This window comes from Georgenia muralis, from assembly GCF_003814705.1.
Lineage (GTDB): Bacteria > Actinomycetota > Actinomycetes > Actinomycetales > Actinomycetaceae > Georgenia > Georgenia muralis.
The window spans coordinates 2,103,017-2,127,924 of sequence record NZ_RKRA01000001.1 but is presented as its reverse complement, the minus strand read 5'-3'; the positions used below and the strand labels follow the sequence as shown (position 1 = coordinate 2,127,924).

20 protein-coding genes are annotated in these 24,908 nt (G+C 72.3%); 8 read left to right on the top strand and 12 right to left on the bottom strand.

Going from position 1 to position 24,908, the window contains the following annotated elements; genetic code table 11:
• Positions 1-42: 42 nt before the first annotated feature.
• Positions 43-1,365, top strand: coding sequence for an ROK family transcriptional regulator (locus tag EDD32_RS09440; protein WP_123916945.1), 1,323 nt, complete (start codon positions 43-45; stop codon positions 1,363-1,365).
• A 7-nt stretch (positions 1,366-1,372) separates the two neighbouring features.
• On the opposite strand, the gene EDD32_RS09435 is transcribed toward EDD32_RS09440, so the two are convergent.
• From EDD32_RS09435 to EDD32_RS09400, 8 genes are all read right to left on the bottom strand, one after another.
• Positions 1,373-2,548: an acyl-CoA dehydrogenase family protein gene (locus tag EDD32_RS09435; RefSeq protein WP_123916943.1), complete on the bottom strand. Its 1,176-nt coding sequence runs from the start codon at positions 2,546-2,548 to the stop codon at positions 1,373-1,375.
• 121 nt (positions 2,549-2,669) lie between these two features.
• Complete coding sequence (gene mmsB, locus EDD32_RS09430) at positions 2,670-3,851, bottom strand: multiple monosaccharide ABC transporter permease (RefSeq protein WP_123916941.1); 1,182 nt, start codon at positions 3,849-3,851, stop codon at positions 2,670-2,672.
• Positions 3,848-5,386 carry a multiple monosaccharide ABC transporter ATP-binding protein gene (mmsA, locus tag EDD32_RS09425; protein WP_123916939.1) on the bottom strand — a complete coding sequence of 513 codons (1,539 nt, stop codon included), beginning with the start codon at positions 5,384-5,386 and terminating at the stop codon, positions 3,848-3,850. The genes mmsB and mmsA overlap by 4 nt, the downstream gene beginning before the upstream one ends.
• 71 nt (positions 5,387-5,457) lie before the next feature.
• Positions 5,458-6,624: a multiple monosaccharide ABC transporter substrate-binding protein gene (gene chvE / locus EDD32_RS09420; RefSeq protein WP_123916937.1), complete on the bottom strand. Its 1,167-nt coding sequence runs from the start codon at positions 6,622-6,624 to the stop codon at positions 5,458-5,460.
• Between the two features lie 122 nt (positions 6,625-6,746).
• Entirely contained in the window at positions 6,747-8,255 is a 1,509-nt protein-coding gene (gene araA / locus EDD32_RS09415) for an L-arabinose isomerase (protein ID WP_123916935.1), read from the bottom strand.
• Positions 8,252-8,977, bottom strand: a complete 726-nt coding sequence (locus tag EDD32_RS09410) for an L-ribulose-5-phosphate 4-epimerase (protein WP_123916933.1) — start codon at positions 8,975-8,977, stop codon at positions 8,252-8,254. Before EDD32_RS09410 ends, araA begins: the two co-directional genes overlap by 4 nt.
• Positions 8,974-10,809: a ribulokinase gene (gene araB, locus EDD32_RS09405; protein ID WP_123916931.1), complete on the bottom strand. Its 1,836-nt coding sequence runs from the start codon at positions 10,807-10,809 to the stop codon at positions 8,974-8,976. Before araB ends, EDD32_RS09410 begins: the two co-directional genes overlap by 4 nt.
• Positions 10,810-10,994: 185 nt before the next feature.
• Positions 10,995-12,023, bottom strand: a complete 1,029-nt coding sequence (locus EDD32_RS09400; protein WP_246006064.1) for a LacI family DNA-binding transcriptional regulator — start codon at positions 12,021-12,023, stop codon at positions 10,995-10,997.
• Positions 12,024-12,157: 134 nt separating this feature from the next.
• Here EDD32_RS09400 and radA point away from each other — a divergent pair, with 134 nt between their 5' ends.
• Both radA and disA read left to right on the top strand, forming a co-directional pair.
• Positions 12,158-13,570: a DNA repair protein RadA gene (gene radA, locus EDD32_RS09395; RefSeq protein ID WP_123916929.1), complete on the top strand. Its 1,413-nt coding sequence runs from the start codon at positions 12,158-12,160 to the stop codon at positions 13,568-13,570.
• Positions 13,571-13,676: 106 nt separating this feature from the next.
• On the top strand, positions 13,677-14,735 hold the full coding sequence (gene disA / locus EDD32_RS09390) for a DNA integrity scanning diadenylate cyclase DisA (protein WP_123916927.1): 1,059 nt from the start codon (positions 13,677-13,679) through the stop codon (positions 14,733-14,735).
• A 54-nt stretch (positions 14,736-14,789) separates the two neighbouring features.
• On the opposite strand, the gene EDD32_RS18810 is transcribed toward disA, so the two are convergent.
• On the bottom strand, positions 14,790-15,506 hold the full coding sequence (locus EDD32_RS18810) for a hypothetical protein (protein WP_170175143.1): 717 nt from the start codon (positions 15,504-15,506) through the stop codon (positions 14,790-14,792).
• Positions 15,507-15,571: 65 nt separating this feature from the next.
• Between EDD32_RS18810 and EDD32_RS09380 the strand changes: the two genes are divergently transcribed.
• The 3 genes from EDD32_RS09380 to EDD32_RS09370 all read left to right on the top strand — a co-directional run bounded on the left by EDD32_RS09380 (position 15,572) and on the right by EDD32_RS09370 (position 18,817).
• Complete coding sequence (locus EDD32_RS09380) at positions 15,572-16,501, top strand: HhH-GPD family protein (RefSeq protein WP_211338783.1); 930 nt, start codon at positions 15,572-15,574, stop codon at positions 16,499-16,501.
• 390 nt (positions 16,502-16,891) lie between these two features.
• Complete coding sequence (locus EDD32_RS09375) at positions 16,892-17,329, top strand: hypothetical protein (protein WP_123916923.1); 438 nt, start codon at positions 16,892-16,894, stop codon at positions 17,327-17,329.
• Positions 17,330-17,440: 111 nt separating this feature from the next.
• On the top strand, positions 17,441-18,817 hold the full coding sequence (locus EDD32_RS09370) for an IS1380 family transposase (protein ID WP_425459478.1): 1,377 nt from the start codon (positions 17,441-17,443) through the stop codon (positions 18,815-18,817).
• A 153-nt stretch (positions 18,818-18,970) separates the two neighbouring features.
• Here EDD32_RS09370 and EDD32_RS09365 read toward each other — a convergent pair whose 3' ends face one another.
• From EDD32_RS09365 to EDD32_RS09355, 3 genes are all read right to left on the bottom strand, one after another.
• Positions 18,971-20,185: an IS110 family RNA-guided transposase gene (locus EDD32_RS09365; RefSeq protein ID WP_123914369.1), complete on the bottom strand. Its 1,215-nt coding sequence runs from the start codon at positions 20,183-20,185 to the stop codon at positions 18,971-18,973.
• Between the two features lie 351 nt (positions 20,186-20,536).
• On the bottom strand, positions 20,537-21,046 hold the full coding sequence (locus EDD32_RS09360; RefSeq protein WP_123916922.1) for an amino-acid N-acetyltransferase: 510 nt from the start codon (positions 21,044-21,046) through the stop codon (positions 20,537-20,539).
• Positions 21,046-22,041 (bottom strand): sugar-binding transcriptional regulator, encoded by a 996-nt coding sequence (locus EDD32_RS09355; protein WP_246006063.1) that lies wholly within the window; start codon positions 22,039-22,041, stop codon positions 21,046-21,048. The genes EDD32_RS09360 and EDD32_RS09355 overlap by 1 nt, the downstream gene beginning before the upstream one ends.
• Positions 22,042-22,220: 179 nt before the next feature.
• Here EDD32_RS09355 and EDD32_RS09350 point away from each other — a divergent pair, with 179 nt between their 5' ends.
• Together EDD32_RS09350 and EDD32_RS09345 are read left to right on the top strand one after the other, a co-directional pair.
• Positions 22,221-23,912, top strand: coding sequence for a glycerol-3-phosphate dehydrogenase/oxidase (locus tag EDD32_RS09350; protein WP_211338950.1), 1,692 nt, complete (start codon positions 22,221-22,223; stop codon positions 23,910-23,912).
• Between the two features lie 217 nt (positions 23,913-24,129).
• Positions 24,130-24,846 carry an MIP/aquaporin family protein gene (locus EDD32_RS09345; protein ID WP_246006270.1) on the top strand — a complete coding sequence of 239 codons (717 nt, stop codon included), beginning with the start codon at positions 24,130-24,132 and terminating at the stop codon, positions 24,844-24,846.
• Positions 24,847-24,908 lie beyond the last annotated feature (62 nt).

Below are 24,908 nucleotides of genomic sequence, written 5' to 3'. Positions count from 1 at the left end.
TTCTGGGTGCAACTTATACGCGCGAACAGCTATCGTCAACCCATGCCGACTCCGCCTGTCACGACCCACGACGGCGCGGGCGCCCCCGCCGCCGAGCGGCCCGGACAGGCCGGCCACCGCCCCGACGGACCCGGCGACGCGGGTCCCGGTGCGGGCCCGGGCCCGGCTGTCGGTCCGGCCGGCGCCCGCCAGGGCGCCCTGCGCGAGTACAACCTCGCGGTGCTCGTCCAGGAGCTCTTCGGCTCGTCCGCGGCGCGCTCGCGCGCCGACCTCTCCGCCCGCACGGGGATGACCCGGTCCACCGTCTCCCGGCTCGTCGAGGACCTGCTCGCCGCGGGGATCCTCGCCGAGAACCCCGCCCCGGCGGGTCGGCGCGGCCGACCGGCGGTGCCGCTGAGCGCCGCCCCCGGGACGCTGCTCGGCCTAGGGCTGGAGGTCAACGTCGACTACGTCGCCGGCCGCCTCCTCGACCTGCGCGGCGCGACCGTGGCGGAGCGCCTCGTCCCGTCCGACCTGCGCGGCTCCGACCCGACCGTGGTGCTCCGTGCCCTCGGTGATCTCGGCCGTGAGCTCGTCACCGAGGCCGGTCCGGCGGCCCGGCTCGTGGGCACGGTCCTCGCCCTGCCGGGGCTCGTGGACTCCACCGCCGGCCGTCTCCTGCTCGCCCCCAACCTCGGCTGGCGCGAGCTCCGGCCGGCGCCTCTGCTCGGGGCCGACCTGGGCGAGGTGGCCATCGCCAACGAGGCCAAGCTCGCGGCCCTCGCCACAGCCACCGAGGCACCCGGCCGCCTCGGGCCCGACCGGACCTTCCTGTACGTCTCGGCCCAGGTGGGTGTGGGCTCCGCCGCCGTCGTCGACGGCGAGGTCATGACCGGCCCGCACGGGTGGGCCGGGGAGATCGGCCACCTCAGCGTGGAGCCCGGCGGTCCGCAGTGCCGGTGCGGCGCGCGGGGCTGCCTCGAGCAGTACGCCGGCAAGCAGGCCCTCATGGTGGCCGCCGGGCTGCCCGTGACGGCGACCGCCGAGGACCTCCTCGCGCGCGCGGACGGGCCCGACGGGGCGACCGCCAGGGCCGCCCTCGAGCGGGCCGGCTGGGCGCTGGGGATCACCCTCGCCGGCGCCGTGAACCTGCTCGACATCGACCAGATCCTCCTCGGCGGTGAGCTCGCCCCGCTCGCCGAGCGCCTCGCCCCCGCGGTCGAGGCGGAGCTGCGCGCCCGGGTGCTGGCCGCGCCCTGGGCGAGCCTCTCGGTGCGGGCCGCCGGGCACGACCCGGCCCAGGCGGCCCGTGGCGCCGCCCTCACCGCGCTGGCGACGGTCGTCGAGGCCCCCGCGCGCTGGGTGCCGGCGATCCTGCCCGCCTGACGGCTGCCTACGCCTCACCCTGCGGCGGCCAGGGCACGACCGGCCCGAGCAGGGCGTTCGCCCACGCGCCGTGGACGGACTCGTCGTCGCTGGGATGGAACAGGCCCGCGAGGACGTCGCGGTACAGCCGGGACAGCTCGTGGCTGTTGGAGTACGACGAGCCCCCCGAGGCGCGCACCGCCTTCGTCACCACGTCCAGCGCCATCTCGGTGGCACGGGACTTCAGCGCCGAGAGCTGCGGCATCCACAGGGCGCCGCGGTCCGCGCCGGCGTCGACGTCGCGGGCGAGCACCTCGATCTGCGGGAGCACGCCGTCGAGCTGGATCGCCGCGTCCGCGAGGCGCCACCGGATGTCGGGGTCGTTGGAGTACGGCGCCCCACCGTTCTTGAGCGAGGTCCGCCGCCGCACCCCGGCGACGGCGACGTCGACCGCCCGCTGCGCGATCCCGGTGTAGACCGCGGCGAGCAGGATCTCGAAAGTCGCGAAGATGCCGAACACGAACGGGTCCGTGGTCGGCCCCGGCGGGATCCGCCGCACGATGCGCTCCGCCGGCGCGTGTGCGCCGTCGAGCACGGTCGTGCACGACTGCGACGCCCGCATCCCCATGACGTCCCAGTCGTCCTTGACGCTCACCCCGCCGCCGTCGCGCCGCACGAATCCCCACACGTTGTGCGGACCGTCCGGGCCCGTGGCGTCGGCTCCGAAGGTGCCCAGCCGGGTCCAGGCCGGGGAGAGCGAGGTGAAGATCTTCGTCCCGTGGAAGGTGTACCCGCCCTCGCCGTCGGGACGCGCCTGGCTCTGCGTGCCGAAGAGCACCAGGTCGTTGCCAGGCTCGGAGACGCCGAACCCGAAGATCTCCCCCGCCGCGGCCTCCGCCAGGACGAAGTCGGCGGAGGAGTCACCGCGGGCGTGGAGGCCCCGGGCGACACCGACCCAGACGTGGTGCATGTTGACCGCCAGGGCCGTCGCGGGCGCGGCGCCGGCCAGGCGCATCTGCTCGGCCGCCATCTCCGCCAGGGTGAGGCCCCCGCCGCCGAACGCCTCGGGGACGAAAGCGGTGAGGTAGCCGGCGTCACGCAGCTCGGCGAGGTCCTCGTCGAAGAACCCGTTCGTCTCGTCGTAGCGGGCGGCGCGGGCGCGGATGCGCTCGAGGAGGTCCTCGGACAGGATCTGGCTGCTCATCGTGCTCCTTCTCGCGGTCGGTGGTCCTCCTCGACCCTACGCGGGCTCGCGTCGGGCGACGGGGCGGCGGCGAGGACGACGAAGGGGCGGCGCCCGCAGGCACCGCCCCTTCCTCGCGCGATCAGCGGGCGCCGGAGGCCCGCCGCTTGTTGTAGACGTCGAAGGCGACGGCCAGGAGGAGCACCAGGCCGCGGACCACGGCCTGGATGGACTGGTCGATGCCCATGAGCTGCATGCCGTTGCTCATGACACCCATGATCAGACCACCGACCATGGCCCCGACCACGGTGCCCACACCGCCGGTGACCGCCGCGCCACCGATGAAGGCAGCGGCGATGGCGTCGAGCTCGAACAGGCCGCCCGCCGCCGGCTGCGCGCCGTTGGACCGCGAGGAGTACACGATGCCCGCGACCGAGGCGAGGAAGCCCATGTTGACGAAGATCCAGAAGTTGACCTTCTTGACCTTCACGCCCGAGAGCTGGGCGGCGCTGAGGTTGCCGCCGATGGCGTAGACGTGGCGGCCGAAGACGCTGCGCTTGGTCACCGCGCTGTAGGTGAGGATGAGGAAGGCCAGCAGGATGAGCACGATCGGCAGGCCGCGGCTGCGCGAGAGCTGGTAGGCGAACGCCATGACGATGGCCGCGACCACGAGGAGCTTGGCCACGAACAGCGGCATCGACTCCACGGGCTGCTTGTACTCGATCTGCCGGCGGCGGGTGCGGTAGGAGTTGACCGCGTAGCCCACCACCGCGATGGCGGCGATGATGAGGGTGAAGGCGTCGAAGCCCTGCCCACCGAGCAGGCCGTTGAGGAAGCCGCTGGCGATCTGCTGGTACTCCTGCGGGAACGGGGACAGGGAGATGTTGCCCAGCACCTGCAGTGTCAGGCCGCGGAAGATGAGCATGCCGGCCAGGGTGACGATGAAGGCCGGGATGCCGACGTACGCGACCCAGAAGCCCTGCCAGGCTCCCACCAGGAGGCCGGTGGCGATCGCGGCCAGCATCCCGACCCACCAGGGCATGCCCTGCTGGATGACCAGCACCGCCGAGATCGCGCCGGTCAGCGCCGCGACCGAGCCGACCGAGAGGTCGATGTGCCCGCCGATGATGACGATGACCATGCCGATGGCCAGGATGAGGATGTAGGAGTACTGCAGGACGATGTTGGTGATGTTCCCCGGGCTGAGGAGGACGCCGTCCGTGAGGATCGCGAAGAGCGCGATGATGAACACGAACGCGATGTAGATGCCGCTCTGCCGCAGGTTCCTCGTCAGCAGGTCCTTGAGGCTCGATGTTCCGGTCATGAGACCTGGTCCTTTTCCTTCGTCATGAGTTCCATGAGGCGCTCCTGGGTGGCCTCCTCGACGTCCACCACACCGGTGATGCGGCCGGCGGACAGGGTGTAGATGCGGTCGCAGATCCCCAGGAGCTCCGGGAGCTCGGAGGAGATGACCAGGACGGCCTTCCCGGCGTCCGCCAGGCGGTTGATGATCGTGTAGATCTCGAACTTCGCGCCGACGTCGATGCCGCGGGTGGGCTCGTCGAGGATGAGCAGGTCGGGCTCGGTGTAGAGCCACTTGCTCAGCACGACCTTCTGCTGGTTGCCGCCGGAGAGCTTGCCGACGACCGACATCACGGACGGGGCCTTGATGTTGAGGTCGCCGCGGTAGCGCTCGGCGACGGCGATCTCCTCGTTGGCGTTGACCCAACCTCGCGGTGCCAGCTTCCCCAGGGAGGAGGCCGAGATGTTGCGCTTGATGTCCTCGATGAGGTTGAGGCCGTAGCGCTTGCGGTCCTCGGTGGCGTAAGCGATGCCGTTGTCGATGGCCTCGGACACGGAGCGGACCTTGATCTCCTTGCCGTGCATGAAGACCTTGCCCTTGATGTCCCGGCCGTAGGCCTGGCCGAAGACGCTCATGGCCAGCTCGGTGCGCCCGGCGCCCATGAGTCCGGCGATGCCCACGATCTCACCGGCGCGGACGTTCAGGTGCGCCCCGTCGACGACGACGCGTCCCACCTGCGTGGGGTGCATGACCGTCCAGTCCTCGATGCGGAAGACCTCCTCGCCGGGGTGCGAGGTGTGCTCGGGGTACATGTGGTCGAGGTCGCGGCCGACCATGCCGCGGATGATGCGGTTCTGGGTCGCATCCGGCTGGGACATGTCGAGGGTCTCGATCGTCTTGCCGTCGCGGATGATCGTGGTGGAGTCGGCGATCGCGGCGATCTCGCCCAGCTTGTGGGAGATCATGATGCAGGTGATCCCCCGCTCCTTGAGCTGGCGAAGGAGACCGAGGAGGTGCTCGGAGTCCTGGTCGTTCAGGGCCGCCGTGGGCTCGTCGAGGATGAGGAGCTTGACGTCCTTGGACAGCGCCTTCGCGATCTCGATGAGCTGCTGCTTGCCCACGCCGAGCGTGCTGACCTGGGTGACGGGGTTCTCGCGCAGACCCACCTGGTCGAGGAGCTCCGCCGCCTTGGCGTTGGTGGCGTGCCAGTCGATGAGGCCGTTCTTCGCCTGCTCGTTGCCGAGGAAGATGTTCTCGGCCACCGAGAGGAAGGGCACGAGCGCCAGCTCCTGATGGATGATGACGATGCCCTTGTCCTCGGAGTCGTTGATCGAGCCGAACCGCACGGGCTCGCCCTCGAAGTAGATCTCCCCCTCGTAGGTGCCGGCGGGGTAGACCCCGGAGAGCACCTTCATGAGGGTGGACTTGCCGGCGCCGTTCTCGCCGCAGATGGCGTGGATCTCACCGCGCTCGACCTCGAGCGACACGTCCTGCAGCGCCTTCACGCCGGGGAATGTCTTGGTGATGGAGCGCATCTCGAGGATGTGATCGCTCATGCGTCCTCCTCCTTAAGGACTCGGGTGGTGCGGGCGGCGCCGTGGCGCCGCCCGCACCGGGACGATCAGGCTCAGGCCTGGCCGCTCTCGACCTGCTCGGCGGTGTAGTACCCCGAGTCGACGAGCAGCGGCTGGATGTTGTCGGCGTAGACGATGTCCGACTCCAGCAGGAAGGACGGGACGACCTTGACACCGTTGTCGTACGTCTCGGTGTCGTTGGCCTCCGGCTCCTCACCGGCGAGGTAGGCCTCGGCGGTGACGACGGCCTGGTCGGCGAGCTTGCGGGTGTCCTTGAAGATCGTCGCGAACTGCACGCCGTCAGCGATGAGCTTGACGGAGGCGATCTCGGCGTCCTGACCGGAGACGATCGGCATGCCGTCGTCGATGCCCGGGCCGTAGCCGGCGTTCTGCAGCGCGGTGATGATGCCGCGGGAGATGCCGTCGAACGGCGAGAGGACGCCGTCCACCTGGCTGCCGTCGCCGTAGGCGGCGGTGAGGAGGTCCTCCATGCGCTTCTGGGCCGTCTCCTGGCTCCAGCGCAGCGTGGCGGCCTGCTCGATGTCGGTCTGCCCGGACTTCACCACGAGAGTGCCCTCGTCGATGTACGGCTGCAGGGTGTCGATCGCGCCCTTCCAGAAGAAGTGGGCGTTGTTGTCGTCCAGCGAGCCGGCGAACAGCTCGATGTTGAACGGACCCGTGGCGTCGCCCTCGGAGCCGTCCTCGTTGAGGATGCCCAGGCCGACGAGGAGGGAGGTGGCCTGCTGGACGCCGACCTCCTCGTTGTCGAACGTGACGTAGAAGTCGACGTTCTCGCTGTCACGGATGAGCCGGTCGTAGGAGATGACCGGGATGCCCGCGTCGGCCGCGGCCTGGAGCTGGCCCGACAGGGCCGTGCCGTCGATGGCCGCGATGATCAGCAGGTCCACGCCCTGGGTGATCATCTGGTCGATCTGCTGGGACTGGGTGGGGATGTCGTCGCCCGCGAACTGGAGCGACACCTCGTACCCGGCCTCGGTGAGCCCGTCCTCCACGGCGGCGCCGTCGGCGATCCACCGCTCGGAGGTCTCCGTCGGCATCGAGACACCGATGAGGCCACCCTCGGCGGCAGCGGTCTCGCCACCTCCGGCGGTCGCGTCGGTGTCTCCGTCGCCGCTGCCCGCACCGCCGCCGCTGCACGCGGCGAGGGTCAGGCTCAGCGACAGGCCCGCGGCGAGAGCCGCGATCTTGGTGTTGCGCATCTTTCTTCCTCCTTGAAGGTACCTGCGCTGGTCGAGCCCCTCGGGCTCCGCCGGGTCGAGCAGGCTTCGACCGGCCAGGTCTTCCCCCACCCGGACGGGTGGGGTCGGTGTCGCGCCCGTGGTCAGAGGCCCTGGGCGAGTCGGTGGTACGCCGCGTTCCAGCGCAGCTCGCGGGTGAACCCGCGGCTGGTGGTGGCGGCGTCGATGACGGCGAGCTCGACCGCCGCGATCTCGGCGAGGTCCTCGAAGACCTCCAGGCCGAGGGCGGTGGTGAGCACCGTGTGGTGCGCGGCGCCGGCGGTGAGCCAGCACTCCGCGGAGGTCGCGAGGTCCGGGCGGGGGACCCACACGGCTCGCGCGACGGGAAGGTGGGGCAGCTCGGCGTCGCCGGGGACGACGTCGACGACGTTGGCGACCAGCCGGAACCGCTCGCGCAGGTCGGACATGGCCACGACGACGCCATCGCCCGGGTCGGTGTCGAACACCAGCCGGACCGGGTCCTCGCGCCCGCCGATGCCCAGGGGGTGGATCTCCAGGCGCGGGCGGGAGGTGGTGAGGGAGGGGCAGATCTCGAGCATGTGGGCGCCGAGGATCTTCTCCTTCCCCGGGGTCAGCTCGTAGGTGTAGTCCTCCATGAGCGAGGCGCCGCCGGGCAGTCCGTGGCCCATGACCTTCGCGGCCCGTACGAGGATCGCCGTCTTCCAGTCGCCCTCGGCGCCGAAGCCGTACCCGTCGGCCATGAGCCGCTGGACGGCCAGGCCCGGGAGCTGCCGCAGCCCGCCGAGGTCCTCGAAGTTCGTGGTGAAGGCTTCGAAGCCGCCGGCCTCGAGGAAGGAGCGCATGCCCAGCTCGATGCGGGCGCCGTAGCGCAGCGAGTCGCGTCGCTCGCCGTCGGGGCCGAGCTCGGGGGCGACGTCGTAGAGCTCGTCGTACTCGGCGACGAGTGCGTCGACGTCGGCCTCGGTGGCCGCGTCCACGGCCGCCACGAGGTCGTTGACGGCCCAGGTGTTGACCGAGACGCCCAGGCGCAGCTCGGCCTCGGTCTTGTCACCCTCGGTGACCGCGACGTTGCGCATGTTGTCGCCGAACCGGGCCAGGCTCAGGTGCTGCATGGCGTCCCAGCCGGCGGCGGCCCGGGCCCACGTCCCCACCTTGACCTGGACGGCCGGGGTGGTGGCGTGCCCGACGACGGTCTTGCGGCGCGCACCCAGCCGGGTGGCGATGTAGCCGAACTCGCGGTCGCCGTGGGCGGCCTGGTTGAGGTTCATGAAGTCCATGTCGATGTCCGCCCAGGGCAGCTCGACGTTGGCCTGGGTGTGCAGGTGGAGCATGGGCTTGGTCAGTGCGTCCAGCCCGAGGATCCACATCTTCGCCGGGGAGAAGGTGTGCATCCACACGACGACGCCGAGGCAGGACTCGTCGGCGTTGGCCTCCAGCGCGGCGCGGCGGATCGCGTCACGGTCCTTGAGGACCGGCTTCCACACGATGCGGATCGGAACGTCGGCGGCGCCGTCGAGCGCGGCCGCGACGGTCTGGGACTGCTCGGCCACCTGGGCGAGGGTCTCCTCGCCGTAGAGGTCCTGGGACCCGGTGAGGAACCAGATCTCCTTGCCCTCGAAGGGGATCTTCATCGTTGCTGCTCCTCGCTGGGGCCGTGCTGGCCGTAGACGTTCTGGTACCGCTCGTACAGGGAGTCGATGTCGCTCTGGGGGATGCGGGTGGGCTCGCCCAGCTGGCGGGAGATGTGGACCGTGCGGGCGACCTCCTCGACCATCACCGCGGCCTTGACCGCCGCGCGGGCGTCCTTGCCGATGGTGAAGGGACCGTGGTTGGCCATGAGGACCGCCCGGGACCGCGAGCCCGACAGGGTCTCGACGATGCCGCGACCGATGGAGTCGTCCCCGATGAGCGCGAACGGCCCCACGGGGATCTCCCCGCCGAACTCGTCCGCCATCATCGTCAGGACGCACGGGACCGGCTCGCGCCGGGCCGCCCACGCCGTGGCGTAGGTGGAGTGGGTGTGCACCACCCCGCCGACCTCGGGCATGTGTCGGTAGACGTAGGCGTGGGCGGCGGTGTCCGAGGAGGGCTGGAGCCGCTCGTCGGTGCCGTCGTCGATCTTGGTCCCGTCCAGGTCGCACACGACCATGACCTCCGGCGCAAGCTCGTCGTAGGAGACCCCCGACGGCTTGATGACGAACAGGTCGGCGCCCGCGACCCGCTCCGAGACGTTCCCCGCCGTCCACACCACGAGCTCGTTGCGGGGCAGCTCGGCGTGCAGCGCGGCCACCCGCTCACGGGCCGCCGCCACCGCCGCGCGCACGTCCTCGGCGAGGTCGTCGAGGCGGATCATGCGTGCGCTCCCGCGGTGCGGGCGCCACGCCCCGTGCCCGGCGCGGCCTCGCGGGCGGTGCGCAGCTCGGGCGGGCGGGCGGTGCCCGGCTCGCGCGGGCGGGCGGCCAGGGCCTCGCGGCGGATCTTCTTCAGACGGTGCATGACGTCGTTGCCTCCTCGACCGAAGTGGTCGTGCAGGGCGGTGTACTCGGCATAGAGCGCGTCGTAGGCCAGGGCGGCGTCCTCGTCGGGGGTGTAGGCAGCCACGACCCGCCTGCCCATCGACCTCGCTGCCGTGCGCACGTCGGGGTAGTACCCCGCCGCGACGGCGGCGTGGATGGCCGAGCCCAGCGCCGGGCCCTGCTCGGAGACGATCGTCGACAGGGGCAGGCGGGTGACGTCGGCGTACATCTGCATGAGGAAGGTGTTCTTCAGCAGTCCTCCCGCCACGACCAGCTCCGAGACCGGCACGCCGGCGGCACCGAAGGTCTCGACGATCGTGCGGGTGCCGAACGCGGTCGCCTCCAGCAGCGCCCGGTAGACGTCCTCCGGGCGCGTGGTCAGCGTGAGCCCGACGACCAGGCCGGACAGCTCGTGGTCGACGAGGACCGAGCGGTTGCCGGAGTGCCAGTCGAGCGCCACCAGGCCGTGGCCGCCCACCTGCTGCGCCGCGGCCTTCTCGGTGAGCAGCTCGTGCACGCCGATCCCGCGGGCCCGGGCCTCCACCGCGTAGGACTCGGGGACCTGGTTGTCCACGTACCAGCCGAAGATGTCACCCACCCCGGACTGGCCGGCCTCGTAGCCCCAGAAGCCCTCGACGATGCCGCCCCGGACCACCCCGCACATCCCCGGGACCTCGGCGGCCCTGGCCCCGTTGACCACGTGGCACGTGGAGGTGCCCATGATCGCGACCATCTGGCCCGGCTCGACGGCGTTGGCCGCCGGGGCCGTCACGTGCGCGTCGACGTTGCCCACCGCCACCGCGGTGCCCACCGGCAGCCCGGTCCAGCCGGCCGCCTCGGTGGTCAGGCCGCCCGCGGCATGCCCCAGCTGGCCGATCTCCTGCGCGAGCTTGTCGGTGACGAAGTCGGCGAAGTCGGGGTTCAGCGCGGCGAGGAAGGAGCGGTCGGGGTACGCGCCGTCCTGGTAGATGCCCTTGTAGCCGGCCGTGCAGGCGTTGCGCACGTACCGCCCGGTGAGCTGCCACACGATCCAGTCCGCTGCCTCGACCCAGCGGTCCATCGCCGCGTAGACCTCGGGGTCCTCCTCGAGGACCTGCAGGCCCTTGGCGAACTCCCACTCCGCGGAGATGGACCCGCCGTAGCGGTCGATCCATGGCTCGCCCCGGTCCCCCGCCAGGTCGTTGATGCGGTCCGCCTGACCCTGCGCGGCGTGGTGCTTCCACAGCTTGACGTAGGCGTGGGGCCGGCCGGCCAGCGCGGGCAGCTCCGAGAGCGGCGTGCCGTCGGCCCGCACCGGCACCATCGTGCACGCGGTGAAGTCTGTGCCGACGCCGACCACGTCGGCGGGGCGGACGCCGGCCGCCCGGACCGCCGCCGGGACCGCGACCCTGAGCACCTCGAGGTAGTCCCCCGGTACCTGCAGCGCCCAGTCCGGCGGGAGGACCTCGTTCTCGTGGGCGGTCAGGGTGCGGTCCATCACGCCGTGGCGGTACTCGTGCACCGCGCTGCCGAGCTCGGCGCCGTCGGCCACGCGAACCACCACGGCACGGCCCGAGAGGGTGCCGAAGTCGACGCCCACGACGACGGCGTCCTGGCGATCCACATCGACCACGGGCCTGGGGCTCCCTTGCCTGATTGTGCGGTTCTGTCCGTTTGGGTTCGGCCACATCTCGATGTGAGCGCTAACACGAGATGTTAGCGCTCTCATCCGGCCTGTCAAGCGAGGTGATCCAACTGTGATCGGGACTGGGCTGTTCGCTTTCGGGCGCGGTGAGGCCGCAGGAAAGCGCACCACAGTGGCGACCACCACGCGCGGGACCGAGGTCCCAGACGTCGAGAGGGACGGCACCCCGGTCAGGTGCGGGGGGCGCCCGTCGAGGCGCGCACGACCAGCTCCGGGGGGATCATCCGCGACTCCGACCGGCGCCCGGCGAGAGCCTCGAGGAGGACCTCGATGGCCCGGCGCCCCACCTCGGCGAAGGGCTGGCGCACGGTCGTCAGGGGTGGCTCGTAGTAGCCGGCGCCCTCGGTGTCGTCGAAGCCCACCACCGAGACGTCCTCGGGCACCCGCACCCCTGCCTCGTGGAACGCCCGCAGCATGCCCAGCGCGAGGAGGTCGTTCGCCGCGAAGATCGCGGTCGGCAGCCGGTGCTCGCGTACGAGCGTGCGGGCCACGTCGTAGCCGTCGACGGCGTCCCAGCCGGCGGGCACGAGGGGTGGCACCTCCAGGCCTGCCTCGTGCATCTCCCGCCGCCAGCCCACGATGCGTGAGCGTGCGTCGAACCAGTCGTTCGGCCCGGAGACGTGGACGACGTCGCGGTGGCCGAGGTCGATGAGGTGTCGCGTGGCGAGCCGGGCGCCGGCCTCCTGGTCGACCCCCACCACCCGCAGCTCGGAGGTGGGCCGCAGCCCGGCCGCGACGAGCACCACCGGGAGCTGGCTGGCCAGCTCGTTGGCCGCGGCGGCGACCTGGGTCACCGGGGCGATGACGACGATCCCGTCGACGCCCAGCCCGAGGAAGAACTCCAGGGCCGCGTCCACGGTCGTGGCCTGGGCGTCGCGCATGACGGCCAGGGTCGTGGCGTAGCCCGCCTCGCGCGCGGCCTCCTCGATCGCCATGGTGGTGTTGGCCGGCCCGAACCGCGCCTCACCGGGGTTGACGACGCCGATGAGCCCGGTCCGGCGCGTCACCAGCGCGCGAGCGGCGGGGTTGCGGCGGTAGCCGAGCTCGCGGATCGCGGCCTCGACCCGCTCGCGCGTCTCGGGACGGACGGCGTCGGGGGAGTTGAGCACGCGCGAGACCGTCTGGTGGGAGACGCCGGCGACGACGGCGACGTCGGCCATGGAGGGCGCCGAGGCGCGCGTCCGCACGGACCTGCGCATGGCTCACCCCTCATCCGGCCGTGTGGCCATGCTAGCCAGGGCAGGGCCGCCGCGGCCCGCCGGCGCACGGGTGTCGAGCCGCCCTGCGGGGCGCGGGCGAAGGGTGTCGGTGACCGTGGGTAGCGTCCGTGCCCATGAGCCCGAGGACAGTCCGCCCCGCCTTCCGCTGCAGCGAGTGCGGCTGGACCGCGTCGAAGTGGGTCGGGCGCTGCGCCGAGTGCCAGGCCTGGGGCACGGTCGAGGAGGTCGGGGCGGCCCCGGCCACCCGCTCGTCGACGACGGCGACCGCCCCCTCCTCGCCCGCCCGGCCCATCGACCAGGTCGACGCCCGCGCGGCCCAGGCCCGCAGCACCGGGGTCGGTGAGCTCGACCGGGTCCTCGGCGGGGGGATCGTGCCGGGCGCCGTCGTGCTGCTCGCGGGCGAGCCGGGCGTGGGCAAGTCGACCCTCCTGCTCGACGTCGCGGCGAAGGCCGCCGCCGGCGCACCGCCGGGCCACCCCGTCCTCTACGTGACCGGTGAGGAGTCGGCGAGCCAGGTGCGCCTGCGTGCCGAGCGCATCGGCGCCCTCACCCCGGCGCTGCTCCTCGCCGCCGAGACCGACCTGGCCACGCTGCTCGGGCACGTCGACGCCGCCGACCCCTCGCTCCTGGTCGTCGACTCCGTCCAGACCATCGCCGACGGTTCGGTCGACGGCAGCGCCGGCGGGGTGAGCCAGGTGCGCGCCGTGGCGCAGGCCCTCATCCACGTCGCCAAGACCCGCAGCATCCCCGTCCTCCTCGTGGGGCACGTGACCAAGGACGGCAGCATCGCCGGTCCTCGGGTGCTGGAGCACCTCGTCGACGTCGTCTGCCAGTTCGAGGGCGACCGGCACTCGCGGCTGCGGATGGTCCGGGCGGTGAAGAACCGCTACGGACCCACCGACGAGGTCGGCTGCTTCGACCTCCACGACGCCGGCATCACCGGACTGGCCGACCCCTCCGGGCTGTTCCTCTCGGGCGACCGCAGCGCGGTGCCCGGTACCTGCGTGACCATCTCGCTGGAGGGCCGCCGGCCCATGCCCACCGAGATCCAGGCGCTGGTCGCCCTCTCCCCCCTGTCCTCCCCGCGCCGGACCACCTCGGGCCTGGACTCCTCGCGGGTCGCGATGACGCTCGCCGTCCTGCAGGCCAGGCTCGGCACGGTCCTGGGGGGCAGCGACGTCTACGTCTCCACCGTGGGTGGGGCCCGGGCGGTGGAGCCGGCGGTGGACCTCGCGGTGGCGATGGCCGTCTCGTCGGCCGCGGACCGACGGGAGCTGGCCCCGCACATCGTCGCGGTGGGCGAGGTCGGGCTCACCGGTGAGGTCCGGGCCACCGTCGGGGTGCAGCGCCGCCTCGCCGAGGCGGCCCGGCTGGGCTTCCGGCACGCGGTGGTCCCGCACCACGGGGCCGAGGACCTCAAGGCGGTGCCGGGTCTTGAGGTGCACCCCGTGCGCCACCTGCGTCAGGCCGTCGAGGTGGCCATGCTCCTGACGAACCCCGGATCGGTGGGCCCCGGCGTGCCGTGACCGGGCTCGCACCCCAGTGACGGAGAACACCTCTGGCCCGGGGGGTGACGCCCCTAGGATGAAGGTGGCCCATACCGTCCGCCCGCAGTGAGGAACAGTGCCCGAGATGAAGCTCCGCGCCATGCTCCGGGCCATCGCGCCGGGCACCGAGCTGCGGGACGGTCTCGAGCGCATCCTGCGCGGCCGGACGGGCGCGATCGTCGTCCTCGGGTACGACGACACGGTCGAGGAGATGTGCTCGGGCGGGTTCCACCTCGACGTGGAGTTCTCCGCGACCAGGCTGCGTGAGCTGGCCAAGATGGACGGCGCCGTCGTCGTCGACTACACCCACCGGCGGATCCGCCGGGCCAACGTCCAGCTCCTCCCCGACGCACGCATCGAGACCTCCGAGTCGGGCATGCGCCACCGGACGGCCGAGCGTGCGGCGAAGCAGTCCGGCTACCCCGTCATCTCAGTCAGCCAGTCCATGCGGACGGTCGCGCTCTACGTGGACGAGCACCGCCACGTCGTGGAGGACTCCGACGTCATCCTCTCGCGGGCCAACCAGGCGCTGGCGACCCTCGAGCGCTACAAGTCCCGCCTGGACGAGGTCTCCGGCACCCTGTCCGCGCTGGAGATCGAGGACCTCGTCACGGTCCGCGACGTCATCACGGTCATCCAGCGCATGGAGATGGTCTCGCGCATCTCCGAGGAGATCGCCGGCTACGTCATCGAGCTCGGCACCGACGGCCGCCTGCTGTCCCTCCAGCTGGAGGAGCTCGTCATCGGTCTCGACCCCGACCGCAACCTCGTGGTGCGCGACTACGTCGGCCCCTCGGCGGGCGGACCCGCCGAGGACGTCCTCACCGCGCTGGGCCGCCTGACCTCCGCCGAGCTCATCGACATGCCCACGATCGCGCGCATCCTCGGCGTCGGCGGCGCCGACGGCGAGGCCCTGGACTCGGCGCTGAGCCCCCGCGGGTACCGCGTGCTCTCGAAGATCCCCCGACTGCCGAGCTCCGTTGCCGAGTCCATCGCGGCGCACTGCGGGAGCCTGCAGACGATGCTCTCCGCGACGACGGAGGACCTGCAGGCCGTCGAAGGTGTCGGGCCGCACCGCGCCCGCGCCGTGCGCGAGGGGCTCTCCCGCCTGGCCGAGTCCTCGATCCTCGAGCGCTTCGCCTGATCGGCCGGAGGCCCGGTCCTCGGGGGCACCGCCTCACCGGCGGGCCGGCCCCGGTCAGCCGAGGGTGAAGACCTCACGCACGTCCGTCAGCGGTACCCCGCCCAGGGTCGCCTCGACGCGGTAGGTGCCGGCCCCGGAGCTGCCCTGCCCGTCCGCGCAGCCCGGCGCCGACCGGGCGCCGGACCACGACACGGACGCGTCGGCCGAGTCCCCCGCGTCCAGCAGCAGCCGCCGCGAGGCGTCGGCCGCGCAGTCGCCGGAGGACCACACCCGGTCCTCCCCCGAGACGACGGTGAGGACGAGCGAGCCGGCTCCGGCGTCGAGGAGGCAGGGCGCCTCGCCGTCGTTGGTCACCGTGACGTCCAGGTCCACCGGTGCGCCGCCGCCCGCCGGCAGCGCGGCGACGTCGACGTCGAGGTCGGCGGGCGCGCACGCGGTCGGGTCGAGGGGGGCCGCGGAAGTGGTCGGCGCCGGTGCGGCGACGTCCTGCGCCCCCGCCAGCAGGGCGCCCACGACGGCGACGACGCCCCAGGCGAGGAGGCCCAGGACCGCGAGCAGGACGACCACCGCGACGATCCGTCGACGCCGGATCACCGCGCGGCTGGGACGGCGCCGAGCCGGGGGGCGGCGGGGCGCGGCGCCCGCCGCGGGGCGAGTGGCCTGGCCCGTCCGGGCGGCGGGTCGGGCCGTCCGGGCGGCGGGTCGGTCCGGAGCGTCGGTGCGGCCCTTGGGGGTCCGCTCCCCCGGCCGTCGGGATCGTGTGGTCGCCACAGGGCGACGGTACGACGGCACCACGCGGGTCGGCGGCACCCACGCCGGACCGGCACACTGCCTCCGTGGACCCCGCCGAGCCCGACGACCTCGCCGCGACCCAGGAGGCGGTCGTCTCCTGGTACGACGACAACGCCCGTGACCTGCCGTGGCGCCGCCCCGGAACGACGGCGTGGGGGGTCCTCGTGAGCGAGGTCATGCTGCAGCAGACCCCGGTGGTTCGCGTGAAGCCGGCCTGGCGGTCCTGGACGAGCCGGTGGCCCACCCCGGCCGACCTCGCGGCGGCGCCGACCGCCGAGGTCCTGCGCGCCTGGGACCGACTGGGCTACCCGCGGCGGGCGCTGCGGCTGCAGCAGTGCGCACGGGCGGTCGTCGAGCGCCACGGCGGCATCGTGCCGACGGACGAGGAGTCGCTCCTGGCCCTGCCGGGTGTCGGCGCCTACACCGCGGCGGCGGTCGCCGCGTTCGCACACGGTCGGCGAGCCGTCGTCCTCGACACGAACGTCCGGCGGGTGCTGGGCCGCGCTCTCGAGGGCCGGGCGCTGCCCGCGCCGTCGCTCTCCCGGGCCGAGCAGGAGAGGGCGCGGACCTACCTGCCGGACGACGCGGCGCGCTCGGTCCGCTGGAACGTCGGCCTCATGGAGCTCGGCGCGCTGGTGTGCACGGCCCGCGCGCCCCGGTGCCCGGCGTGCCCGCTGGTGGGGACGTGCGCGTGGGTGCTGGCCGGGCGGCCGGCGGACGAGCACGCCCACCGCCGCCGGACCCAGACCTGGCACGGCACCGACCGTCAGGCCCGCGGCCGGGTCATGGCGGCGCTGCGCGGCTCCGACGGCTGGACCGGGCACGACGAGCTCCTGCGCGCCGCGGCGGACGGCGCCGACCCGGCGGCCCTGCCCGACCGCTCCCAGCCCGGCCGCGCGCTGGCCTCCCTCGTCGCCGACGGGCTGGTCGTCGCCGGGGCGGACGACCGTGCCGGCTGGTACCGCCTGCCCTGAGCGTCCGCCGGCTGCCGGTGGTCGCCCGCTCTGGTGGTCTCCCGCTCCGGTGGTCATGCGACCGACAAGAGCGACCAGCTCCGCACCAGTGTGGCGATCGTCGGGGAAGGTCCGGCGGGGGCTGGCCGTCGGAAGTGACCCGATCGGTCGTTCCTTCCCCGCTCTGCCGCCCGTCCACTGCGATGACGACTCGACCGACCTGAGCGACCAGCTCCGCACCGGTGTAGCGACCAGCTCCGCACCAGTGTGGCGATCGTCGGGGAAGGTCCGGCGGGGACTGGCCGTCGGAAGTGACCCGATCGGTCGTTCCTTCCCCGCCTCTCGGTGGCGGCGCATGGCCGGTGTCATGCGGTGGCCGGCGCATGCAGCACCGGCCGGTAGCCTCGGCCGGTGAGCACAGCGGACCAGCCGGACCAGGTGGACCAGCGGGCCGAGCGGGCCACGCGCGCTCTGCGCACCACGCTGCTCGCGACCGCCGGGGCGAGCGTCGCCCTCGGCGTCCTGGGGCTGCTCGTCGCCGTGCTGACGTCCGGCTCGTCGGCCATGTGGCCCGGTGTGAGCCTCTTCGCCGTCGGCCAGCTGGTGGCCCTGACCGCCGCCGCGCTGACCTGGCGGGGGCTACGCCGGGTCGTGGCCGGCGCGGCGCCCCGAACGGTGACGACGGCGGTGCGGTCCTGGCTCGGACGCCTCGCCGTCGCCGAGCTCGTCCTGCTCGTGACGGTCGCCGGGGTCTGGCTGCTGCTGCGCCCCGAGGCGGTCGTCGCCGTCGTCGCGTGCGTTCTCGTGAGTGCCCAGCTGGCCGCGCTCCTTCACGTGCTGCGCCGCTGAGCCCTGATCCACCGGTGTGGTGAGCGTGGCGTAGAACGAGAATGCCCTTCTGGGCAGGGAGGATCTGGATTACGACGTCTAGATCCGACCACCCGGAAGGGCATCTCGTAAGTGAAACCCTCTCACACGATTCGACCGGTCTTCGATGAGTCCAATCTGGTGTCGGCGGCGGGTCTGGTCCCGGCCCTGCGGCTGGCGGAGTCCGCGGGTTTGTACGGCCTGGTCGAGGGGTTGACGGTGCCCTCACCCAACGCGGGGGTGAAGACGGCGAGTGTGGTCGGCGGGATGCTCGCCGGTGCGGACTCCATCGATGACCTGGACCTGTTGCGCCATGGCGGGATGGGCCGGGTCTTCGACGGGGTCCGGGCACCCTCGACGTTGGGCACGTTCCTGCGATCGTTCACCCACGGTCACGTCCAGCAGCTCGACAAGGTCAGCGGTGCGCTGCTGGCAGGGCTCGCTCGACAGGTTCCCGCCCTGGTGAACAGCGGCGCGAGGGCGCAGGGCATCGCGTTCGTCGATGTCGACGACACGATCCGGGAGGTCCACGGCTACGCCAAGCAGGCCGCGGCGTACGGCTACTCCGGGGTCCGGGGCCTGAACGTCCAGCTCGCCACTCTCTCCACGGAGGTGGCGGCGCCGGTGATCGTCCGGGCCCGGCTACGGCGCGGCAACGTCGCCTCGCACACCGGCGCCGGCCAGCTCCTCGCCCAGGCCCTGGGGACCGCCCGCGCCGCGGGCGTGAGCGGACCGGTGCTGTGCCGGGCGGACTCGGCGTACTACGGCCACGCCTTCGTCGCCACCGCCCTGCGCCACGGGGTGTGGTTCTCGGTGACCGTGCGGATGAACCCCCAGGCCAAGGCGGCCATCGCGGGCATCGGCGAGGACGCCTGGACCCCGATCAGGTACCCGCACGCGGTCTGGGACGAGGCCGAGCAGCGGTGGGTCTCCGACGCCGAGGTCGCCGAGGTCCCCTTCGTCGCGTTCACCTCCCGCCGCAAGGCCGAGCAGGTGACCTGCCGACTGATCGTGCGCCGCGTCCGACGGCTCCAGCCCCTGGCCGGTGACGGCAGCGAGCAGGGCGAGCTCTTCGCGACCTACCGCCACCACGCGTTCATCACCAACTCCGACCTGGACACCATCGAGGCCGACCAGCGTCACCGGGGGCACGCGATCGTCGAGCAGGTCATCGCCGAGCTCAAGGACGGGCCCCTGGCGCACCTGCCGTCCGGGAAGTACGCGGCGAACGCGGCCTGGGTGGCGATGGCGACGATCGCGTTCAACATCGCCCGCGCCGCCGCCGTCGCCGCCGACATGGCCACCGCCCGGTGGGCCACCCTGCGCCGGAAGATCATCAACGTCCCCGCCCGGATCGCCACCACCGGCCGCCGGCTGATCCTGCACCTGCCCGCCCGCTGGGCCTGGGCCGAGCACTGGACCACCCTCCACACCGCCGCGACCGGGCCACCACCAGCCACCACGACCTGACCACCCAGCCCCCACGGGCACGACCCAAGGAACCCAAGAGTGGAAGAGCCGGCACAGACCGGCGGCCCCACCACGCCCACAAACCCCGCCATCCCCAGCACGCCGCCCGAACAACGACCACCCGGCAGAATCGGTGGATTCTCAATGACTTTGTCAAGCCGTTTGGGCCATCGGTTCTCGCGAGGGTGGGGCGAGTTCGAAGGGTCGGTTGTCGCGGAGCAGGGCCCATAGGACGTCGACGCGTCGGCGCGCCAAGGCGATGAGCGCTTGGACGTGCCCGTGGCCTTGTCCGCGCTTCTTGAGGTAGTAGTCGCGGTTGGGGCCCTCGCGCATCATGGCGGCTGAGGCGGAGAGGTAGAACACTCTGCGCAGCTTGCGCGAGTAGCGCATCGGCCGGTGCAGGTTCCCGGTGCGCCGGCCAGAGTCCCGCGGGACCGGGACAAGCCCGGCGGCCGAGGCGAGCCGTCCGGCGTTCGCATAGGCGGCAAGGTCCCCTGCGGCGGCTACCAGCTCGGCACCGAGGATCGGTCCCATGCCGGGCAGGGACTCGATGATCTCGGCCTGGGGGTGCGCGCGGAAGGTGGTGGTGATCCGGGCGTCGAGGTCGGAGATCCGCGCGCCGAGCGCCAGGAGCTGAGCGGCGAGGTCGGCCACGATGCTGGCCGCCACATCCTGCCCGGGCACGACGGTCTGCTGGGCCTTGGCCGCACCGAGCGCAGCTGCAGCGATCTGGTCGGCGCTGCGCACCTTCCGCTTGACCAGCCATGCCCGCAACCGCGACTCACCCGTCCGGCGGATCGCCTGCGGCGTCTGGTAGCCCGTCAGCAGGACCAACGCACCCCGGCTATGGGCGTAGTCGAAGGACCGCTCCAGCGCAGGGAAGTAGCCGCTGAGCACGTCGCGGAGCCGGTTGACCACGCGGACCCGGTCACCGACCAGGTCGGTGCGGTGGGTCACCAGTAGCCGCAGCTCGGTCACCAGCGCGGTGGCGACCTCGACGTCCTGTAGATCGCCGCGGTGTCGCAGGGTCTCGGCGATGACGTAGGCATCGCGGGCGTCGGTCTTGGCCTCACCGCGGTAGGCGCTGGCCATCTGGTTCACCGTGCGGCCGGGGACGTATCTCACCCGCTGACCGTGGGCTGCCAGCAGTGCCAGCAGCAGTCCCGACATGGTCCCGGTGACGTCTACTCCCCAGACGACCTCGTCGGCGTGGCCAAGGACGCCGGCGATCGCGTCGAGGATGGCGGCCTCGTCGTTGACCACCTTCGTCGACCAGACTGTGGTGCCGGCCTCGTCGATCAGGCAGATCCAGTGATGACCCTTACCGACGTCGACACCAGCCCACCCGGGCGCGATCCGTTGCTTCATCAACTCCTCCTTCGAGCACACGAGCGATTGCCATGGCCCGAAGGAACACCCCGCCGACAGATCCGTAAACAGCGACCAGGACGCGCATCTCAATCAGCAGTCAAGGCGCCCCAGGAGGAACCGGGCGGCCAATCCATCGGAGCCATCAACGGGCGATCAAGGCTCAGCCACACCCAGCCCTCCCGGGCCACCCAAGAACTTACGGATCAGGGCTGAGCAGACCGCTCCCCGACCCGGGTGCCGCCGTCTCCACGCGCGGACCGACCGCTCCCCGACCCGTGGTGCGGCCGTCTCCACGCGTGGCCTCCGAGGCCCGGCATGACCACTGGCTCGACGAACAAGCTCAGGCGCTCAGAGTTCGAGCAGCATCCGCGTGTTGCCCAGGGTGTTGGGCTTGACCCGGGCGAGGTCGAGGAACTCCGCCACACCGTCGTCGTGCGAGCGCAGCATCTGCGCGTAGACGTCCATCCCCACGGGCGTGCCCTCGATCGCGTGGAAGCCGTGCCGGGTGAAGAAGTCCACCTCGAACGTCAGGCAGAACACCCGCCGCAGGCCGAGTGACCGGGCCCGCTCGACGAGGGCGTCGAGCAGCAGGTGCCCGATCCCGCGGCCCCGGGCGGCGGCGTCGACGGCGAGGGTGCGGACCTCGGCGATGTCGTCCCACAGCACGTGCAGCGCGCCGCACCCGAGCAGCGCCGGCGAGCCGGGCTCCTCGGCGACCACGAACTCCTGCACGGCCTCGAAGTAGTCGATGAGCTCCTTGGCGATGAGGATGCGCTCGTCGGCGTACGGCTGGACGAGGTCGTAGATCTGACGGACGTCAGCCGGCAGCGCCTGCCGCACCACCGGCTCAGCGGCCATCAGCGTTCTCCACGGCCCGATCCTGGCACGGCCGGGATCGGCTGGCGCGCACGGTCCAGGAGGGTCCGGGCGGTTCCCTCGTCGATGATGAGGTCGGTGGCGACCCGCGCCCGCAGCGCCCCCAGCAGCGGCGGCACCTTGGCGTTTCCGGCGACGACGCACACCCGGCGCGCCACCCGGGCGAGCTCGGCGGGGGTCGGTCCGGTCGCCCGCGCGTTGAGCTCGATGTCGGCGTAGGAGCCGTCCTCGCGCAGCAGCACGGTGCACACGTCGCCCACCACCCCCTCGGCCCGGAGGAGCTGCTGGTCCTCCTCGGACATGTAGCCCCCGGCGTAGACGTGCGACGCGAGCGCCCCTGTGAAGGCGCCCACCCCGAAGACCGCCATGTCCGCCCTTGCCTGGACGGTCAGGACGCTGCGGATGGAACGCTCGCGCCACATGGCCTGCTTCGTCCCGGCGTAGTCGAAGAACGCCGGCACCGGGAAGTGGTGGACGGAGGCGTCGAACGCCTCCGCGGCGGCGGTGATGATCGACCCGGCGTGCGGGATCCCCGACGTGACCGGGTTGGCGGCCCCGTTGAGCTGGACGACCGCGCTGCCCGGCGCGTGCTTGGGCACGAGGTGCTCGACGACGGCGGACAGGGTCGTCCCCCACGCCAGGCCGAGCACGGTGCCGGGCTGCACCCACTCGGTGATGAGCCGGCCCGCCACGCGGGCCACCTGGTCCAGGCGCTGGACGTCCGTGGCGCCCGCCCGCACCGGCACGACCCGCGCCCGGACGCCGAAGCGCTGGTGGAGGTGGCGCGAGAGGGCGCTCGCGCCGTCGCCGCGCGGCTCGATGCTCACCCGCACCAGGCCGGAGGAGCGCGCCTCCTTGATCATCCGCGACACGGTGGAGCGCGAGACGCGCATCCGCCGGGCGATCACCTCCATCGTGACGTCCTGCAGGTAGTACATGGACGCCGCCTCGTAGACCGCGTCCTCACGCTCGCTCACGCGTCGCTCACCGGTGTGCACATACGTGCATCCTAATTGCGCGATGGTGCGAATCGCCCAAGGATGAGGAATCGCAGCGGCGCTCACCTGGGACGTCGCCGTTCGGGACCGAGTTGCGGGGAGCAGATGTGACGTCTTCAGCGCTGACGCAGGAGAGCCGGGCCGAGGCCCTCGAGCGGATGACCGGGGGCGAGGAGCTCGACGTGCTCGTCGTCGGCGGGGGCGTGACCGGGGCCGGCATCGCGCTGGACGCGGTCACCCGCGGGCTGCGCACCGGCATCGTGGAGATGCAGGACTGGGCCGGGGGCACCTCCCAGTGGTCCTCCAAGCTCATCCACGGCGGCCTGCGCTACCTCTACAACCTCGACTTCAAGCTGGTCGCCGAGGGGCTGCGCGAACGTGGCCTCCTCCTCACCACCACGGCCCCGCACCTGGTCAAGGCCCAGCCCTTCCTGTGGCCCCTCAAGCAGCGCTTCATCGAGCGCGCCTACTCCGCCGTCGGCGTGGGCATGTACGACGCGATGGCGGTCGCCGGCCACCGGGGCATGGCGGTCCCGGTCCAGAAGCACTACACCCGCAGGCGTGCGCTGGAGGTCTTCCCCGACATCCGCGAGGACGCGCTCATCGGCGCGATCAGGTTCTACGACGCCCGCGTCGACGACGCCCGCCTCGTCATGACTCTCGTGCGCACCGCCCAGTCCTACGGGGCGATGGCCGCCTCCCGCACGCAGGTCGTGGACATGCTCAAGGGCCCCGGCGGGAGGGTCACCGGCGCGAAGGTGGTCGACCTGGAGACGGGCGCCGAGCACGAGATCCGGGCGAAGCACGTCATCAACGCCACCGGCGTGTGGACCGAGAAGACCGAGGCCCTCGGCGGGACCGGCGGGGGCCTGCAGGTGCTGGCCTCCAAGGGCATCCACATCGTGGTGCCGAAGGAGCGCATCAAGGGCAGCACCGGCATCTTCCTGCGCACCGAGAAGTCCGTCCTGTTCATCATCCCGTGGCAGCGGTACTGGATCATCGGCACCACGGACACCCCGTGGGAGGTCGAGGGACGCCAGCACCCGGTGGCCACCGCCGAGGACGTAGACTACCTCCTCGAGCACGCGAACTCGGTGCTCCGCTCGGACCTGACCCGCGCCGACCTCATCGGCGTCTACGCCGGTCTGCGTCCGCTGCTCCAGCCCGGCACCAAGGACGGCGCGGCGTCGACCAAGGTCTCGCGCGACCACACGGTCGTCGAGGCGGCGCCGGGCCTGACGGTCATCTCCGGCGGCAAGCTCACCTCCTACCGGCTCATGGCCGAGCACGCCGTCGACCACGCCCTCGGCAAGCACGAGGCGAAGGCGAAGCCCTCGGTGACGCCGAGCACCCCGCTGGTCGGGGCCGCCGGGCTGGCCGCCTACGAGAGCCAGGCGCCCCGGATCGCCCAGCAGTACGGCTGGACCGCCGACCGGCTCGAGCACCTCCTCGGCCGCTACGGCACCGACCTGCCGACGCTGCTGGCCATGATCGACGACGACCCCGACCTCGGCCGCCCGCTCGCCGCCGCGCCGGAGTACCTCCGGGCCGAGGTGGCCATGGCCGTCACCCACGAGGGCGCGCTCCACCTCGAGGACATCCTCGCGCGCCGGATCCGCCTGTTCTACGAGAGCGCCGACCGGGGCCTCGCGGCCCTGGACGAGATGGCCGAGATCGTCCGGCCCCTGCTCGGCTGGGACGAGGCCCGGGCGCTCGAGGAGAAGGCGTCCTACACGGCCCTGGCGGAGGCCGAGGCCGCCGCCCTGCGCACCCACACCGACGTCGAGGCCGAGCGGGCACGCCTGGCGGCCCCCGACCTCGTCCCCCTCCGCCCCCTTGCCACCGAGTGAACCCGGCGGGGGGAAAGGCCCGCCAGCCACGACACGCCTGACCAGGACCGGTGCCGTTCCTGGTCAGAAGCACGCACCGGGTGTTTGATCATCCTGCCCGGTTGTGTGTGTTCCGTCCTCCGCGTCGCAAGACGCATCGATGGCGACGCCGTTGTCGCCGGAAAGAGAGTGCACAGTGGAAGAACTGTCAGCGCTGGACATCTTCTGGTCAGAGGTCATGGGCACCGGCATGCTCACCCTGCTCGGCTGTGGTGTCGTCGCGAACGCCATCCTGCCCAAGAACAAGGGCTTCAACGGCGGCTGGATCGTCATCACCTGGGGATGGGGTCTCGCCGTCTTCGCCGGCGTGTACGTGGCCTTCAAGTCCGGGGCCCACCTCAACCCCGCCGTCACCCTGGGCCTGTGGGCCAGCGGCGGCGACCTCTTCGGTGGCAACGAGGACCTCGGCATCGCCGCCGTGCCGGCCACCATCAGCAACGTCCTTGTCTACATCAGCGGCGAGATGGTGGGCGCCTTCCTCGGTGCCGTCATCATGTACCTCGCCTACAAGCAGCACTTCGACGAGGACGCCGACCCCGGCACCAAGCTCGCGGTCTTCTCCACCGGGCCGGCCATCCGCAGCTACGGCTGGAACTTCGTCACCGAGGTCGTCGGCACGTTCGTCCTGGTCTTCGTCATCCTCCTGTTCGGTCCGTCGCCGTCGGGTCTCGGTCCGCTCGCCGTCGCCCTGCTGGTCGTCGGCATCGGTCTGAGCCTCGGTGGCCCCACCGGCTACGCGATCAACCCGGCCCGCGACCTCGGTCCGCGCATCGCCCACGCCGTCCTGCCGATCCGCGGCAAGGGCTCCTCCGACTGGGGCTACTCCTGGGTCCCGATCGCCGGCCCGGTCGTCGGCGGTGTCCTTGGCGGCCTGCTCGGAGCAGCCGTCGTCTGACGCAGACCGGTGCCGTCCTCCCACGGCACCACCGGCCGGGCGGCGATCCCCTCGCCGCCCGG